Source organism: Pseudomonas pohangensis, from assembly GCF_900105995.1.
Classification (GTDB): Bacteria; Pseudomonadota; Gammaproteobacteria; order Pseudomonadales; family Pseudomonadaceae; genus Aquipseudomonas; species Aquipseudomonas pohangensis.
Genome location: NZ_LT629785.1, coordinates 725,369 through 740,417 on the forward strand (window position 1 = coordinate 725,369; position 15,049 = coordinate 740,417).

At 60.8% G+C, this 15,049-nt stretch carries 14 protein-coding genes and 1 pseudogene; 4 read left to right on the forward strand and 11 right to left on the reverse strand.

Annotation, left to right across the window (positions count from 1 at the left end):
* Positions 1-76 precede the first annotated feature (76 nt).
* From BLT89_RS03480 to BLT89_RS03515, 8 genes are all read right to left on the reverse strand, one after another.
* Positions 77-571, reverse strand: a complete 495-nt coding sequence (locus BLT89_RS03480; RefSeq protein ID WP_090193117.1) for a PaaI family thioesterase — start codon at positions 569-571, stop codon at positions 77-79.
* Positions 572-625: 54 nt separating this feature from the next.
* Positions 626-1,180: a DUF2889 domain-containing protein gene (locus BLT89_RS03485; protein WP_090193118.1), complete on the reverse strand. Its 555-nt coding sequence runs from the start codon at positions 1,178-1,180 to the stop codon at positions 626-628.
* Between the two features lie 111 nt (positions 1,181-1,291).
* Positions 1,292-1,729, reverse strand: a complete 438-nt coding sequence (locus BLT89_RS03490) for a potassium channel family protein (RefSeq protein ID WP_090193119.1) — start codon at positions 1,727-1,729, stop codon at positions 1,292-1,294.
* A 12-nt stretch (positions 1,730-1,741) separates the two neighbouring features.
* A complete protein-coding gene (locus tag BLT89_RS03495; RefSeq protein ID WP_090193120.1) occupies positions 1,742-2,791 on the reverse strand; it encodes a DUF2955 domain-containing protein in 1,050 nt (349 codons plus the stop codon).
* Between the two features lie 4 nt (positions 2,792-2,795).
* Entirely contained in the window at positions 2,796-3,917 is a 1,122-nt protein-coding gene (locus tag BLT89_RS03500) for an HlyD family secretion protein (RefSeq protein ID WP_090193121.1), read from the reverse strand.
* Positions 3,910-5,457, reverse strand: a complete 1,548-nt coding sequence (locus tag BLT89_RS03505; protein WP_090193122.1) for an efflux transporter outer membrane subunit — start codon at positions 5,455-5,457, stop codon at positions 3,910-3,912. Before BLT89_RS03505 ends, BLT89_RS03500 begins: the two co-directional genes overlap by 8 nt.
* A gap of 12 nt (positions 5,458-5,469) precedes the next feature.
* The gene (locus tag BLT89_RS03510; protein WP_090193123.1) at positions 5,470-6,573 is read right to left on the reverse strand and encodes an AI-2E family transporter; all 1,104 of its coding nucleotides are present in this window, start codon (positions 6,571-6,573) and stop codon (positions 5,470-5,472) included.
* A gap of 157 nt (positions 6,574-6,730) precedes the next feature.
* Positions 6,731-6,940 (reverse strand): cold-shock protein, encoded by a 210-nt coding sequence (locus tag BLT89_RS03515; RefSeq protein WP_090193124.1) that lies wholly within the window; start codon positions 6,938-6,940, stop codon positions 6,731-6,733.
* A 395-nt stretch (positions 6,941-7,335) separates the two neighbouring features.
* Here BLT89_RS03515 and dcd point away from each other — a divergent pair, with 395 nt between their 5' ends.
* From dcd to BLT89_RS03530, 3 genes are all read left to right on the forward strand, one after another.
* On the forward strand, positions 7,336-7,902 hold the full coding sequence (dcd, locus tag BLT89_RS03520) for a dCTP deaminase (RefSeq protein WP_090193125.1): 567 nt from the start codon (positions 7,336-7,338) through the stop codon (positions 7,900-7,902).
* 499 nt (positions 7,903-8,401) lie between these two features.
* Complete coding sequence (gene rmuC / locus BLT89_RS03525; protein ID WP_090193126.1) at positions 8,402-9,880, forward strand: DNA recombination protein RmuC; 1,479 nt, start codon at positions 8,402-8,404, stop codon at positions 9,878-9,880.
* Positions 9,881-9,946: 66 nt separating this feature from the next.
* Entirely contained in the window at positions 9,947-11,050 is a 1,104-nt protein-coding gene (locus tag BLT89_RS03530; protein ID WP_090193127.1) for a PLP-dependent cysteine synthase family protein, read from the forward strand.
* Positions 11,051-11,066: 16 nt separating this feature from the next.
* On the opposite strand, the gene BLT89_RS03535 is transcribed toward BLT89_RS03530, so the two are convergent.
* On the reverse strand, positions 11,067-11,582 hold the full coding sequence (locus tag BLT89_RS03535; RefSeq protein WP_090193128.1) for a lactoylglutathione lyase family protein: 516 nt from the start codon (positions 11,580-11,582) through the stop codon (positions 11,067-11,069).
* Positions 11,583-11,677: 95 nt separating this feature from the next.
* Between BLT89_RS03535 and BLT89_RS03540 the strand changes: the two genes are divergently transcribed.
* A complete protein-coding gene (locus tag BLT89_RS03540; protein ID WP_090193129.1) occupies positions 11,678-12,553 on the forward strand; it encodes a LysR family transcriptional regulator in 876 nt (291 codons plus the stop codon).
* A gap of 93 nt (positions 12,554-12,646) precedes the next feature.
* Here BLT89_RS03540 and BLT89_RS18055 read toward each other — a convergent pair.
* Positions 12,647-12,745, reverse strand: a pseudogene (locus tag BLT89_RS18055) (hypothetical protein); the annotation flags it as partial.
* A gap of 283 nt (positions 12,746-13,028) precedes the next feature.
* Positions 13,029-15,035, reverse strand: a complete 2,007-nt coding sequence (locus BLT89_RS17790; RefSeq protein WP_172829111.1) for a WcbI family polysaccharide biosynthesis putative acetyltransferase — start codon at positions 15,033-15,035, stop codon at positions 13,029-13,031.
* Between the last annotated feature and the right edge of the window lie 14 nt (positions 15,036-15,049).

The window sequence follows — 15,049 nt, forward strand, 5'->3', positions numbered from 1 at the left end:
CGCTCCCACAGATAGTGCAGTCCCCACAGATTAAGGTGGTTTGCGCAGGCAGCCCTACGCCAGCCAACGATTCGGCTCAGCTTTCCCGCCCATGGGCAACCGCACTGAGCTGCGCGGTATCGGTGCGCACGAAGATCGAATCGCCGATCGCCGTTAGCACGTCGCCGGCATACACCTCGCAGATGATCTTGCTCTTGCGCCCCAGTTCGCCGTCCAGTCTGGCGCGCAGGGTCAGGGTGACGCCCATGGGCGTGGGTTTGATGTACTTGAGGCCCAGATAACCGGTCACGCAGTCAATGCGCGGCAGACTGCCGGGTTCGCGCTGTTCGGCGCGGTAGTGGTAGGCCATGGCGGTCCAGTTCGAATGGCAGTCGACCAGCATGGCGAGCAGGCCGCCATAGACCAGGTCCGGCCAGCCGCAGTACTTGCTGTCCGGCATATGGGTAGCCATTACATGGATGCCGTCTGCGTGCCAGTAGCTCTTCACGTGCAGGCCGTGGGGGTTTTTGCTGCCACAGCCGTAGCAGACGCCTTCCGGGGCAGCGCGATCTTGCAGTGCAATTTCAGTCATTGAACCTTCCTGTCAGTCGGGTGATGGCGGCCATTGTACTGAGCGTGAGGGTGTTCAGTCCTGTTGCAGATCGGGTCCCAGTGGCCCGTCGGCACGCAGCGCATAGCAGGTGTCGACCAGCGTGCGGGTAGCGCGGGTATAGGCCTGGGTATCCTCTGCGGTGCGTGGCGCGACCATGGCGCGGCCCATGGGGATGGTCTGGAAGGCGGTGGTGGCGATCGGCAGCAGCAGTTCTGTGAGGTGTACGCAACCGCCGGTGCCGCCAAACAGTTGCTTGATCTGCCGGGTGAAGCCTGCGCCGATGCGCACGCCGACCAGTTTGGCATAAGCAGCAGCTGCGCCGCGGCACTCGCTGGTCGGCACAGCGGGCATCTGCACATCAATCTCGTGGATGATGAACTCGTCGTCCAGGGTCAGGCGGATCAGCATGCCGTGATAGATCTGTCCGGCCTGCAGATAACGGCCGCTGTGCAGCGTCACCGCATGGGTCTTGCTGTCGCTCAGCCGGCCCTCGATATCCCACAGCCCGTCGGGGCGCAGGAAGCCCTGGCACTCCACCTGACGCCGGTGAATCAGGCGGCGCCCCGTTGCATCTGTCTGGCTGGACATGGCGAAATCTTCCGTTGCGTGGTCAGGCGTGCGGGTCTGCCTGACGCTGTGTCGGCAGCATGAACAATCTTGCGCGCAGCGACAACCGCAGACCATCCGCCAGCAGGCAGTTCAGATCGACAGGTTGCGTATGGTGCGTTTGAGTACATCCATAACGGCGGTTGTCATGGCGGCGGTGGATACGCCAAACATCAGGATGCCGTTGGCGGCTTCCAGCGGGCCGAGCAGCTGCCACTTTGCTGACAGGGTGATGTCGCCATAACCCAGGGTGGTGAAATTGACCCCGGAGTAATACAGCGCAGTGGAGAACTGCTCAAACTCGCCGAGCAGCTGAAACAGTCCGGCCCAGACGACCATCTGCAGGAAGTTGCCCAGCAGCATCAACAGCATGACTATGGCCAATAGCAGTATGTCGAACAGCGGCCTGTCCTGCTGCAGGTGGGTATGTTTGAAGCGCGCATAACGGCGCAGGCTGACGATCAGGAACAGCGCCTGCAACAGCAGGCAAACCAGCATCACGGGTAATCCGACCAGCAGGCTATGGAGCATTTTTACTTCCCTTCAGATGGCGACGCGGCTGCCCGGGGGCTGCCGGCGCCGCAGGTCAATCAGGTGTACTGCCGCCCAGGCATACAGGGTCACGGCGATGAACAGGCCCATGCGCACGGCAAAGGCGGCGTAGACATCCTTGCCGCTGGCACTGTCCTGCACCGACTGCCCCAGCAGCAGAATCATGGTGGTCAGGCTGTTCATCCAGAAGTAGGGCGAGCGTTGCGTAGCGACCAGCTGGTAAAGGCGGCGCGCGACGAACAGGCTGAACAGCAGCGTCCACAGGAAGAACATCCATAACTGCGGAAACACGCTCAGGCCACTCCACAACAGAATGGCAAGCAGGCCGCCGAGCAGGGTCGAGCCGAGCAGTTCGCGTCCGGCATCGCGGGCGCGGATACTGCAGGCCTGTTGCCCGAGGTTGACCGACTGCATGATCAGCGGCATGTAGGTCGCCGGGTTGATCAACGCCAGCAGGTAGGCCGGCAGCACCACCAGTGCGCCGCGCAGGGCAATCCAGGCGGTGTCCAGCGGGTCGTGATTGACCGGCGGAGGCGGGGCTGGCGCGGCGCTGGCCGGTTCGGGGAACAGCAGGTGGCTGATGAAGATCATCAGCAAGGCCACCAGCAGCCCCTTGACCAGGGCTTCGACAACCAGCAGGCCGAGGGCAAAGGCAGCGCTGCCGGCGGCGGAAATCATGGTCAGGCCGATCACCATGAAGGTCACCAGCAGCGGGTTGCCACCGCGCTGGCCATAACGAAAGCACAGGAACAGTCCCAGGCCGACCAGCAGCACACCGCTGAACGGGGCATAGCGCAGCAACGGGGTCAGCAGCAGACCGCTGCCGGTGGCCAGCGCCAGCGCCAGAATCAGGCTGATCGCGGTCTTCAGCGGCAGCGGCTGGTTCATGGCCGCCAGTACAAAAACCGCCAGCATCGGCGCGATGAAGGGCAGCGGCAGGCTCAGACCGAACCCGGCTGCCAGACTCAATCCGGTGCCGCAAGCCAGCCGCAGCGCGCGCTGGGCGCGTGGGTCGCGGGGAATGGATGCGGTTCTGGCCATGGCTTCAGTACGCGTAGGACAGCCAGCTCATCAGGCGCAGAAACACCCGGCCGAGCAGGTTCAGCGGATTGCCCTCGATGGGGAAAGCCATGACCTCTGCCTGCCCGCCGACACGGATGGCACCGGTGTCAGTGAGCTGATCAGGGTCGATGCCGACGATCACCGGGAATCGTTGCGCGGCGCGCAGCCAGTCGCGGCTGTTCTGTACCGTTGGCAAGCTGCCCGGCGGGGTCGGCTGGGACACGCTGACGCCGTAACCGATACTGCGAATCTGGCCGTTGAGTACTTGCCCCGGCAGGGAGTCCAGAACGATTTTGACCGGCGTGCCGGGCTGCAGGTGGCCTAGGTTGTTTTCGGTCATTTCGGCGCTGATCCACACATCCTGCATGGCAATCAGCGTCATCACCGGATTGCCGGCGGCGGCAAACTGGCCGACTTCGGTGCGCAGGTCGGTAATCAGCCCGGCAGAACGCGCATGTATGCGGGTCTTGGCCAGATCCAGTTCAGCCTTGCTCAGGGTGCTGACGGCGCTGCGCAGTTTGGCGTTGTCTTCGCCGCTGCCGCCTTCGGTCTCGCGGGCGCGCTGCACTTCGGCCCGTGCCGCCGCGACCTGACTGCTGGCCTGGACAAAGGTGGCGCGGGAGATTTCCAGTCGGCGCAATGAAATGGTGCCGGCGTCTTCACGGTACAACCGCTCCAGACGATCACGGTCCTGGCGGGCCTTGAGCTCATTGGCCTGGGCCGCACTCAGCGAGGCTTCGGCCGAATCGATGCCGGCAGTGCTGGCGCCAATCTGCTTGCGCACCGACTCCAGGTCGGCGCGGGCGCGCTCAACGGCTATCTCGTACTGCTCGGGGTCGATGGCGAACAGTTCCTGGCCGGCGCTCACCTGCTGGTTGTTGTGCACCAGCACATCCGTCACGCGGCCGGCTACTTCGGCAGCCACCGGCACTATGTAAGCCTGTACCCGGGCTTGCTGGGTATAGGGGGTGAAGCGTTCGGCCAGCAGGTACCAGACCAGGCTGGTGATAATCAGCAGCAGAACGACGCGCATGCCGCTCTTGCTCGGATCCTTGGCTTTGCCGGCCGGCTTGTCTGCGGCTGGCTGCTTGGCGTTGTCAGTCATTCAGGCTGGCCCTGTCAGGTAGGCTGTTGGTGTCAGGGGCGCGCTCGTCATCCAGCAGATCGCCCCAGTCGGTGCGTTGTTGCATCTGTTCGCGGGTCGCCGGGTCAATCAGTGGCAGGTTGTTGTGCCAGCCACCGCCGAGCGCCTTGTACAGGGTAATCAGGCTGCTCACGGCATTGCCGCGGGTAATCAGATAATTGTCCTGTTGCACGAACAGCGCACGCTGGGCATCCAGCACGCGCTGGAAGTCCGAATAGCCCTCGCGGTACTGCGCAGTGGCCAGGCTCGTCGAGCGCTTTGCCGAGAGCGCGGCTTCACGCAGGATGCGCTCACGCTCCAGCGACTTGAGCAGCCCGGTGGCCGCATCGTCTGCTTCGCGGGCAGCCTGCAGCACGCTGTCACGGTAGGCTTCGATCAGCTGCTGCAGGCGCGCATCCTGCACCCGCACGTTGTTGCTGATGCGGCCATGGTCAAACAGGTTCCAGGTCAGGCTGGGGCCGGCAACCAGATCGCGGTTATCTGACACGCCATCCAGTGTGGTGGCTGACCAGCCGATGCTGCCGAGCAGGGTGATCGAGGGATAGAAGTCGGTTTCGGCAATGCCGATACGGGCTGACTGGGCTGCGGCCAGCAGCTCTGCCGCGCGCACATCCGGACGGCGCAACAGCAGGTTGGCCGGCACATCCTGCAGCACGGCGGCATCCACCAGCGGTATCAGTGCCTGGTTCTCGACCAGGTACGGTATGGGGCCGGGAGGCAGACCCAGCAGCACCGCCAGAGCATTGCGTGTGCGCAGTACCAGGGCCTCAAGCTCGGGGACGGTACTGAGGGTGCCGAGGTATTGGGTCTTGGCCTGCTGCAGGTCCAGTTCGGCGCTGTTGCCGCTGTTGAACAGGCGCTCGGTAATTTCGTAGCTGCGTTTTTGCAGCTGGGTATTCTCGCGGGCAATCCGCAGTCTGGCTTGCGCGGTGCGCAGGGCGAAATAGGTGTCGGCGACCTGCGCGCGCAACAGCACCAGCGCATTTTCGTAGTTGGCCTGGGTGGCGAAATAGGTCGCATCCGATGCTTCAATGGCGCGACTGAAGCGTCCCCAGAAATCCAGCTCCCAGCCCAGGTTGAAGCCCGCGCCATACTGCCAGGCATGGGCATCGCGCGGCAGGTTGCCGCCGGACTGGTTACGATCCAGATAGATGCTTTCGGCGGTGGCTTGCTGCACCTGTGGATACAGCCCGCTCTGGGCTATGCCCAGGGCCGCCCGCGCCTCCAGAACCCGGAGGCCGGCTATCTGCAGGTTGGGGTTGCGTGCATCGGCCTCGGCAATCAGTTGGTCGAGTACGCTGTCATTGAATATCGTCCACCACTGCAGCGTGTCAGGTTGCGCCTTCTGCTGGCTGGCCTGCTCCAGGGCAGGGCTGTTCCAGTGATCAATCCACGGCGTCTGCTGCGGGGTGAAATCCGGGCCCAGCTGTACACACCCGCTGAAACCCAGGGTTATCAGCAGGAGCGCAAGCGGGCTACGTGAAAATAATGCAGGCGGCATCCTGGCGGCGGCTCAGGCTTGCTCCCCGGAGGAAGCCTCGGTGTCTTCGGGTTGGTCTTCGACCCACTGCCAGAACAACTGGTAAGCCACCGCCAGAATTACCGGGCCGATAAACAGGCCGATAATGCCGCCGGTGACCATGCCGCCCAGGGCACCAATCAGGATCACCGGCATCGGTACCTCTACGCCACGGCCCAGCAGCAATGGCTTGAGCACGTTATCTGCCATGCCGGCAATGAAGGTATAAATAGAGAAGGTGATGGTAGCAGCGGTTGCGCCTTCGGTACCCAGTACATAGGCGATCACCGGAATGGTGATCAGGGTGGCAGGCAGTTGCATGATGCCGATGATCAATACGGCCATGGCCAGTAATCCGGCACCTTCAATGCCATAGACCACGAAGCCCAGACCGATCAGGAACATCTGGATGAAGGCGATGCCGACCACGCCCTGGGCTACTGCACGAATGGTGGCGGTACAGAGTTTGGCGATGTCCTTGCCCTTGTCTGACCCGGAGATGCGGCTGGCAATCCTGATCGCACTGCGCTCGCCGCTTTTACCGTAAGCCATGATGATGCCGCCGATGATCAGTGCGCCGATGAACACCAGCAAGCCAACGCCGACGCCGGCGATCTGGCCGAGCAGGGTCAGGCTGATACCTTTCAGGTGCGGCGCGAGTTCCTGCACCACGCTGGTCAGGTTGGTGGCGGCTTTGAGCCAGAAGGCATGCAGTTTGGCGCCGATCAACGGCCATTCGGCAATCGAGTCAGTCGGTGGCGGTATATGCAGGCCACCTTCCTTGACCAGTTGCATGGCCGACTGTACGGAAACCGTCAGGGAGTTGCCGAGCAGGTACACCGGAACCAGCAGGATGCCGATGGCAACCAGTACGATCAGAGTGGCGGCACGGCCATCGCGATTGCCCATGCGTCTTTTCAGCATGCCGTGCAGTGGGTACAGGGTAATGGCCAGAATCACTGACCAGAGCATCAGGCCCATGAAGGGCTGGAACACCTTGTAGCTGTATAACGCCAGGGCGGCAACCAGACCGGCACGGATCAGTACATCCAGTAATCCACGCGCAAGCTTTGTCTCATTGATGATATTTGTCGGCATGTCTGTTTCCTGTCTGTTAGGGCCGTGCTGCTTTCCGGCTGGTTTGGCGGACTGTTGGGAATACTAGCGCTAGTTAAGGGCTTAGGGGGCATTCATGGCTAGATTTCTGCCATAAAAAAACCCGCTCGAAAGCGGGTTTTTCTTGATTCGGAACAGGTTAGATAACCTGAACTTCCTCAGCCTGCATGCCTTTCTGGCCGCGGGTAGCGATGAAGGACACGTTCTGACCTTCTTTCAGGCTCTTGAAGCCATCGCTCTGGATTGCCTTGAAGTGAACGAACAGGTCGTCACCGGATTGCGGGGTGATGAAGCCGAAGCCTTTTTCATCGTTGAACCACTTAACTACGCCAGTTTGACGATTCGACATGGTGTATCTCCTGAAACAGATTTAATTTCGGCACGGAAAAGCCCGTACCTAGACTGAGCGCAGAAATGTAAAAGGAGTCGTGGCGATGAACGGATCGAGATCAGACATCAGGTAGCGATTCACGGTGACACATGCAGCACAGGCGGCCACCATACGCCGATTGCTATGAGTGTGGCAACAAAAATCACCGCGTTTTCGAGAGGCTGGGCGGTTATCGGCGAAGGTAGCGGTCCTGGCATGAGGTGCCGGGGTGCGCCGGCATTGATGCCGATGCGTTTTTCCGCGACTGCCACTTACCGCCGGCCCGGCTGTTTTCTGCGGAACCTTTCACCCGAGCGGCCTGCACCGGTAAGATGCGCAGACTTTTTCCAACGACGCTACCCAGGACAGCTGCCATGAGTATCAAACCGGACAAGTGGATTCGCCGTATGGCCCAGGAACACGGCATGATCGAGCCCTTCGTCGAGCGCCAGGTGCGTACCGAAGGGGCCGAGCGGCTGATTTCCTACGGGGTTTCCAGTTATGGCTACGATGTGCGCTGTGCCGACGAGTTCAAGGTATTTACCAATCTGCACTCGGTGACGGTGGATCCGAAGAACTTTGATGAAAAGAGCTTCGTCGACGTCAAGGGGCCGGTGTGCATCATCCCGCCGAATTCCTTTGCGCTGGCGCGTACCGTCGAATATTTCCGCATTCCGCGCAATGTGCTGACTATCTGTCTGGGCAAGAGCACCTATGCCCGGTGCGGCATCATCGTCAATGTCACCCCGCTGGAGCCCGAGTGGGAAGGCCATGTGACCCTGGAGTTCTCCAATACCACCACGCTGCCGGCAAAGATCTATGCCAACGAAGGTGTGGCGCAGATGCTGTTCCTCGAGTCGGACGAAGTCTGCGAAGTGTCCTACAGCGACCGTGGTGGCAAATACCAGGGTCAGACTGGTGTGACCCTGCCCAAGACCTGACAGATTCGCGTCAAGACAAGCCGGTCCGCAGTGGCCGGCTTTTTCTTGCGGCGGATAAACCGTTTCCGCTCTGGCGCCGGGGCGGCTGGCAATTCTTCTGTAGCGGCCCGGCCCTTGGCGGCCTGCACGGAAGGCCGATGCTGCCGTCCTGGCCAGCCTGTTGCGGGGTCGCGGCAGGGTTTTGTGCACAATAAGGGCGCAAGCGGACAAGCATGGTTAGAAACATGCCGTAACTCCTTGATTTTAAACGATCGATTTGTAACTCGTTGATATTTATATACTTTTCAAGTGGCTAAATTTTAACCAATTTGTAACCAATAGCCCTCGGCTCGGCCGAAAGGTGTTTTTTCTTCAGCTTGTGCACAGAGTTATCCACAGCTTTTGTGGATTACTTGCGGGCTTGGCGCCAGGCCTTGAGCCAGAGGCTTTGGCGGCGACAAAGATGCTCGGCCGGATGCCGGCTGGGTATACTGCGGGATAAATTTCAGGGAGCTGCGACATGCCTTTTGACGCTACTTATGCGCTGCCCGGTTTGCTGGGACTGTTGGCCGGTGCCCTGCCTCTGCTGGCCTGGCTGTGGTCGCTGCAGCAGCGTAAGGCAGCCCTGGAAGGTGAGTGCCAGCTGCAGGAAGAGCGGCTGCAGAGTAGTCAGACGGCGCTGCAGGAGCTGACGCTGGACCTGCACCGGCAGGTTGCCGAAGTGCGCAGCCTGAACCAGCACAATGCCAGTCTGCAAGCCGAGCTGGCAGGTGCCAGGCGGGAAAATCAATTGCATGCCATCGAGCGGCAGACGGCACGTGAAGCGGCACAGATTCAGCAGGCTGAAGGCGAGCGGCGCCAGGCCGAATTGCGTCGCCTGGACAGCGAGCGGGCGGCGCTGGTGGCCGAACTGCGCGAACAGCAGGAATCCCACCAGCAACGCCTGGCCGACCTGCAGGGCGCGCGCGATGACCTGCGCGCACAGTTCGCCGAGCTGGCCGGGAAGATTTTTGACGAGCGCGAGGCGCGTTTCGCCCAGACCAGTCAGGAGCGCCTCGGCCAGCTGCTCGACCCGCTCAAGGAGCGCATCCAGGCATTCGAGAAGCGTGTGGATGAAAGCTATCAGCAGGAAGCCCGCGAGCGCTTCTCGCTGGGCAAGGAGCTGGAACGCCTGCAGCAACTCAACCAGCGCCTGGGCGACGAGGCGACCAACCTGACCCGTGCGCTCAAGGGCCAGAAGACCCAGGGCAACTGGGGCGAGCTGGTGCTGGAGCGCGTGCTGGAAAGTGCCGGGCTGGAGAAGGGGCGCGAGTACCAGACCCAGGTCAGCCTGAAAGGCGCCGATGGCGAGCGCTTTCAGCCGGACGTGCTGATCCAGCTACCCGGCGACAAGCAGGTGATCGTCGATGCCAAGGTCAGCCTGACCGCCTGGCAGCAATTCATCGCCGCCGATGACGAGGTGCTGCGCCAGCAGGCGTTGAAGCAGCACCTGCTGTCCTTGCGTACTCATCTCAAGGGCCTGTCGGGCAAGGACTACCAGCGTCTGGACGGCCTGCACAGCCTGGACTTCGTGCTGCTCTTCGTGCCGATCGAGGCGGCCTTTGCCGCGGCCCTGCAGGCCGAGCCCGGGCTGTTTCAGGAGGCGTTCGAGAAGCATGTGGTGATCGTCAGTCCGACCACTTTGCTGGCCACCCTGCAGGTGGTCGACAGCCTCTGGCGCCAGGAACGGCAGAGCCAGAATGCGCGCGACATTGCCGAGCGCGCCGGCCAGCTGTATGACAAGTTCGTGGCCTTTGTCGCTGATCTGGATGAGGTCGGCAGCCGCCTGCAGCAACTCGACAAGGCCTATGCCGCCGCGCGCAACAAGCTGGTGGAGGGCCGTGGCAATCTGGTCGGGCGGGTGGAAAACCTCAAGCTGCTGGGTGCCCGCGCCAGCAAGAGCCTGCCCGATGCCTTGCTGGAGCTGTCTGCCGGGGCGCCAGCGCTGGACGAAGAATAACCGGGGCGGTCAGCTTCTGCCCGGCAGCGTGTTAGATTGGCGGCCTTCAGGCAAAGGATACAGGCCATGCAACAACCTACAGAGCGTCAGTGGCAGGCAGATGCCATCCGCTTGATCGAGGCAGACTTCAATCGTTCGGCCGATACCCATCTGATTCCGCTGAGCCTGCCCGGTTACCCGGATATCGATGTGTATCTGAAGGATGAGTCGAGTCATCCGACCGGCAGTCTCAAGCACCGTCTGGCGCGCTCACTATTTCTCTACGCGCTGGTCAATGGCCGTCTGGCTGCAGGGCGACCGGTGATCGAGGCCTCGAGCGGCTCGACGGCAGTTTCCGAAGCCTATTTTGCCCGCTTGCTGGGTTTGCCTTTCATTGCCGTGATGCCGGCCTCGACTTCGCCGGACAAGCTTGCCGCGATCAATTTCTATGGCGGTCAATGCCATCTGGTCGATGACCCGGCCACCATCCACGAAAACTCCGTGCGCCTGGCGCTGGAGACCGGTGGATATTTCATGGACCAGTTCACCAATGCCGAACGGGCTACCGACTGGCGGGCCAATAACAATATTGCCGAGTCGATCTTCCAGCAGCTGCGCTACGAGCGCCATCCGCAGCCGGCCTGGCTGGTCTGCAGTCCCGGCACCGGTGGCACTTCAGCCACCCTCGGGCGTTATGTGCGTTACCGTCGGCATGCCAGCCAGGTACTGTGCGTCGATCCGGAATTTTCGGTGTTCTTTGACGTGTTCGCCGCCCATAAGGCCGGGCAGGGCCGGCCGGATATCTCGATCGGCAAGGGTTCGCGTATCGAGGGTATCGGCCGCCCGCGGGATGCCGCGAGCTTCCTGCCGGAATGTATCGACAGCATGCTGCGGGTGCCGGATGCCTTGAGTCTGGCGGCCATGCGATACGTCAGCGCGCGCCTGGGCCGGCGCGTCGGCGGCTCCACCGGCAGCAACTTCATCGGCGTGCTGTGGGCGGCCCGCCGCATGCGTGCAGCCGGGCAGTCCGGTTCGATCGTCAGCATTCTTTGCGATGGCGGCGAGCGCTATGCACACAGTTACTACAACCCGGACTGGTATGTGCAGAGCGGTATCGACGTGGCGCTCAGCGACCAGCAGATCCGCAGTGCGGCGGAGGGCGGCCAGCTGCCGGCGCTGGACTACAGATAAGGCACCGGCAGGCTGGCTAGACTTTGGCCTGCTGCTGGTAGGCACCGGCAGAGTAGGTCAGCTCGTAACTGTGGCTGTAGATCTCCAGGATGACGCCGAACGGATCTTCCATGTAGACCATGCGGAACGGCTTCTCGCCGGGGAAGTACTCGCGCACCGGCATGCGCTGCTTGCCACCGGCCGCGACAATTTTCGCCGCCAGGCCTTCCACGTCCGGGTCCTGCACGCAGAAGTGGAACACGCCGCTTTTCCAGTATTCGAAGTTGTTCTGCGGCTTTTCGGCATTGCGGAACTCGAAAATTTCCACGCCGATGCGGTCGCCGGTAGACAGGTGGGCTATACGCAGCGAACCCCAGCCGGCACCGAACACATCGGTGCACATCACACCGATGGCCGAGTCATCCTCGCTGATGCTGGTCGCCGGCATGATCAGATACCAGCCCATGACTTCGGTGTAGAACTTGACGGCGGCATCCAGGTCGGTGACCGACAGGCCTATATGGGAAAAGCTGCGTGGATAGACGTTAGACATGAGTTCAATCTCTGATGGCTTGGGAGTGGCCAGTCTGGGGGAGTAAAGCCATAATGAAAATAAGCGTGATGTTATGGTTTTGATAAGAGATTGTTATGCTTAATCCGCAATGGCTGCGCAGCTTCGCCGCTCTCGCCGAACTGGGAAATTTTACCCGTACCGCCGAGCGCCTTGATCTTACCCAGGCCGCTGTCAGCCAGCATGTGCAGCGTCTGGAGGAGCGCCTGGGCCCGCTACTGATTCGCCGCCCGCGGCAGCTGGAGCTGACTCCTGCCGGCAAGGCCCTGCTGGCCTATTGCGCAGACGTTGCTGGCGCCGACCAGCGCCTGCAGCAACGCTTGTCGGCGGCTGAAACCACCCGGGGCGAGGTAAGCCTGATCAGTCCGGGCAGTATTGGTCTGGCTCTCTATCCGCAACTGTTGCAGCTGCAGCAGGCCTACCCCGGACTGAGTATCCGCCATCGCTTTGCCCCGGATCAGGAGGTGCTCGATGCGGTGCTGGAGAACCGCTTCGAGCTGGGTCTGGTCACACTGCGACCGGATGATCAGCGCCTGAGTGTCAGTCGTTTTGCCGCCGAGCCACTGGAGCTGGTCGCACCTGCGGGCGTGGCCATCCGCAGCTGGACTGATCTGCAGCAACTGGGCTTCATTGATCATCCGGATGGCCAGGCGATGGCCAGCCGCTTGCTCAGCCGGCGCTTTCCGGACGAGCCCGGTGTGCGCAGTTTGCCGTGCAAGGGCTACATCAACCAGATCAGCCTGATTCTCGAACCGGTAGCCGGCGGACTCGGTTTCACCATCATTCCACGTTACGCACGCCTGGCATTTACCCGGCCGGATGCAATTCAGGTCATTAGCGGCGAACCCGAAGTGGTCGATACCTTGTGGTTGCTGCACCGCGCCGAATGGCCATTGTCGGCACGTGCTGAGCTGGTGTTGCAACACCTCCGGCCCGGCTTTGCCGGCCCGTGAGCAGGTCCGCAGCGTGCTGGCTGTGTGGCTTTGCCGCCTGCTTCGTCTTGGGGCGGGCAGGCCGAAGTTGCTGCTGCAGTAATGCCGCTGCGCTCAACCGGCCAGATGGCTGTTGATCAGCGCCCTGAGCGCGGCCGGTTTCACCGGTTTTGGCAGGTATCCGAGATTGGCGGCGTGGACTTCTTCGACCAGGTGCACGCCAGCCGATTGCTGTAAGCCGCCGAACACATCCGCGCAGCCGGGCAGTCCGGTTCGATCGACAGCAACCATTGTGATGGCGTTTATTGCTATGCGGCAGTAACTATAACCCGCAGCGCTATCGCAGTACGGCAAAGCTATGACTGCCATTGAGCCGTTGGTTCTAACAGCGGCAGAGGGCAGCAATCTGTCTGCGCTCTACCGGGTTCAAGTCCTGGAGAAGGCTGCTTGGGATGGTCGTCGAGTCGATTCCGCTAAAGCTATTCGTGAGTATGGGTCAATGGCGGCGGCGAAGAATCACTAGATCCTGATTGGCGGCAATTGCTTCGATAATGTCCAGAACATCAAACCAGCCCCCCCAGCGTGACAGCACGTAGTCGTGAGAATGCATCACGTTGGCATAGAGCGAATTGGCAATGTCAGCAGCTTCAGGATCGCAGGGCAGCCCCTGCGGCACTATGCCATGCCGCTGTTCAGCCTGCAGTTGGTCTGTGGTTGTTCGGTATAGCGCCTTTTGCGCCCGACCGTTGACCGACATCAGTAACAGTCCTCCAGGAATGACAATGCGTTGCAGTTCTGCCAGCCAGGCATCCTGCAGGCGTTCGTCAAAGCGGTTCATTGCTGCCAGTCCGATTACCAGGTCAAAGCTGTCATTGGCAAAAGGGCTTGGAGGGTTGTGAGAAGTCAGCTGGAAGCGCGCTTTCTGGATGCCTTGCGCACAACTCTGGATATTCTCCAAAGCCATATCTGCGCCGCAGACATGGGTATTGAACTGAGCCAGGTAGCGGGTCAGGCGACCTGCACCACAGTTCCAATCAAGTATTGCGCTGAACGAGGAGAGCGGTCGGTCAAAACGCTCAAGCAGTAACTGCTCGATGCGTTTGACAATAGTGGCGCCGCCGAGTCTGAAGTGCAGGGGGTTATCTGAGCCGGTGCTCTGCTCAATGAGCAGAGGCGATGGCAAGGGCAGCTCCAGATGCGGGTCGGCGATGTACCAGGCATTTCGGTAACTGTGCCGGTGTTCGCCGAACTGGCTGGTGAGATTGAAGCGTATAAATCCGTTCTGATAAGGGCTTTGGCCATCCCTGATCCGGTATTTACAGCGGAAACGTGCAGCGCCTGCATTGGGGATAAGGCCGAAAGGAACCAGAAGGTCAGGGGATGTCATGGGCCAATCGATCTCGTCGAAATCCACGCCGTTTAGCAGGAAGCGCAGGTTGCTTGGCTGATCCCAGACGCTCAGCGCCCAGCCTTCGATTGTTACTTCCTGCGCTGTTACGTTGACATGTCCTGGCATCCAGCACATGTATCTGGCAGCACCAAGTTGCATGTCGGCCTGGTAAATATCAGTCGAGGCGGCCAGAGCAGTCTGGTTTGAAACACTTGCGCAATCGCCACCGACTTTCCAGTTGCGGTCATAGGCCAGATAGCGAGGCAGGTATTCCTCAAAGCTCCAGAGGTTGTTGTACCAGTTGAATCTGAAGCCGGGGCTGCAATATTCAAGCTCTAGTGCCTGAGCCACCAGAGGGTGGATGGGCACCTGTACGGAACCCATCCCCGGGAAAGTGGCAAGTTCCGCCTCTATCCTTGCTAGACCGGCGGAAAGCTCGCCACCAAGGATCGGTAAGGCTGCCTGATAGAGTCGCTTTCCCAGTACGCCAATAGCTTCGCTGGATACGTGGCCGGTAGTCCAGAACACATGTTTGCGCCGGAAATTATCCAGCACATAATCGCCGATGATCACGTCGCAGGCCTTATCGTGGCGGCGTATTCTCTCGATATCGCATTGCAGGCGTTGCTGCAGGTCAGGCATGCGTTCTGTTGACAGTTGCATGTAGACGCGGGTAGCCCGTTCACTTTGCAATCCGCTTGCTGCCACTTCAAGTCCGATGGCGTCTCCGTAGGGGTAGCGTCCCCAGACAAAGTCTGGCTCCTGTTGCATGCGAGTCTCGACGCAATCAAATGGCCACAGGCAAAACATCATGAAGGTGGGAAATATCAGCCGTGGACAATCCATGGGGATCGCCTGGCGCAGCATGTCACGAACAGGCAGGTGCTCTTCGCTGTCATATTGCTCCAGATAAAGTATGCATCTACCAAGCTGCTCTGCAGTGGGGAGGACGCGCATCTGCCCGGGTATCTGGTGGTTGAGCACGCAGGCGTAAGTTCGCCCGTTTGGCGATGAGTCAGTTGCGGCAAGCTGACTGGCCAGAAAGGTAGTCTGGCAATTCCCGTAGAGTATTATCAGTTCGGCATCGGGTTCAGAACTTCCATATATATGCATTGGGACTTCCGGTC

Excerpts from the sequence above, each read along its gene's own strand:
- BLT89_RS03480 (WP_090193117.1), bottom strand. The coding sequence starts at position 571 with ATGACTGAAATTGCACTGCAAGATCGCGCTGCCCCGGAAGGCGTCTGC.
- BLT89_RS03485 (WP_090193118.1), bottom strand. The coding sequence starts at position 1,180 with ATGTCCAGCCAGACAGATGCAACGGGGCGCCGCCTGATTCACCGGCGT.
- BLT89_RS03490 (WP_090193119.1), bottom strand. The coding sequence starts at position 1,729 with ATGCTCCATAGCCTGCTGGTCGGATTACCCGTGATGCTGGTTTGCCTG.
- BLT89_RS03495 (WP_090193120.1), bottom strand. The coding sequence starts at position 2,791 with ATGGCCAGAACCGCATCCATTCCCCGCGACCCACGCGCCCAGCGCGCG.
- BLT89_RS03500 (WP_090193121.1), bottom strand. The coding sequence starts at position 3,917 with ATGACTGACAACGCCAAGCAGCCAGCCGCAGACAAGCCGGCCGGCAAA.
- BLT89_RS03505 (WP_090193122.1), bottom strand. The coding sequence starts at position 5,457 with ATGCCGCCTGCATTATTTTCACGTAGCCCGCTTGCGCTCCTGCTGATA.
- BLT89_RS03510 (WP_090193123.1), bottom strand. The coding sequence starts at position 6,573 with ATGCCGACAAATATCATCAATGAGACAAAGCTTGCGCGTGGATTACTG.
- BLT89_RS03515 (WP_090193124.1), bottom strand. The coding sequence starts at position 6,940 with ATGTCGAATCGTCAAACTGGCGTAGTTAAGTGGTTCAACGATGAAAAA.
- dcd (WP_090193125.1), top strand. The coding sequence starts at position 7,336 with ATGAGTATCAAACCGGACAAGTGGATTCGCCGTATGGCCCAGGAACAC.
- rmuC (WP_090193126.1), top strand. The coding sequence starts at position 8,402 with ATGCCTTTTGACGCTACTTATGCGCTGCCCGGTTTGCTGGGACTGTTG.
- BLT89_RS03530 (WP_090193127.1), top strand. The coding sequence starts at position 9,947 with ATGCAACAACCTACAGAGCGTCAGTGGCAGGCAGATGCCATCCGCTTG.
- BLT89_RS03535 (WP_090193128.1), bottom strand. The coding sequence starts at position 11,582 with ATGTCTAACGTCTATCCACGCAGCTTTTCCCATATAGGCCTGTCGGTC.
- BLT89_RS03540 (WP_090193129.1), top strand. The coding sequence starts at position 11,678 with ATGCTTAATCCGCAATGGCTGCGCAGCTTCGCCGCTCTCGCCGAACTG.
- BLT89_RS17790 (WP_172829111.1), bottom strand. The coding sequence starts at position 15,035 with ATGCATATATATGGAAGTTCTGAACCCGATGCCGAACTGATAATACTC.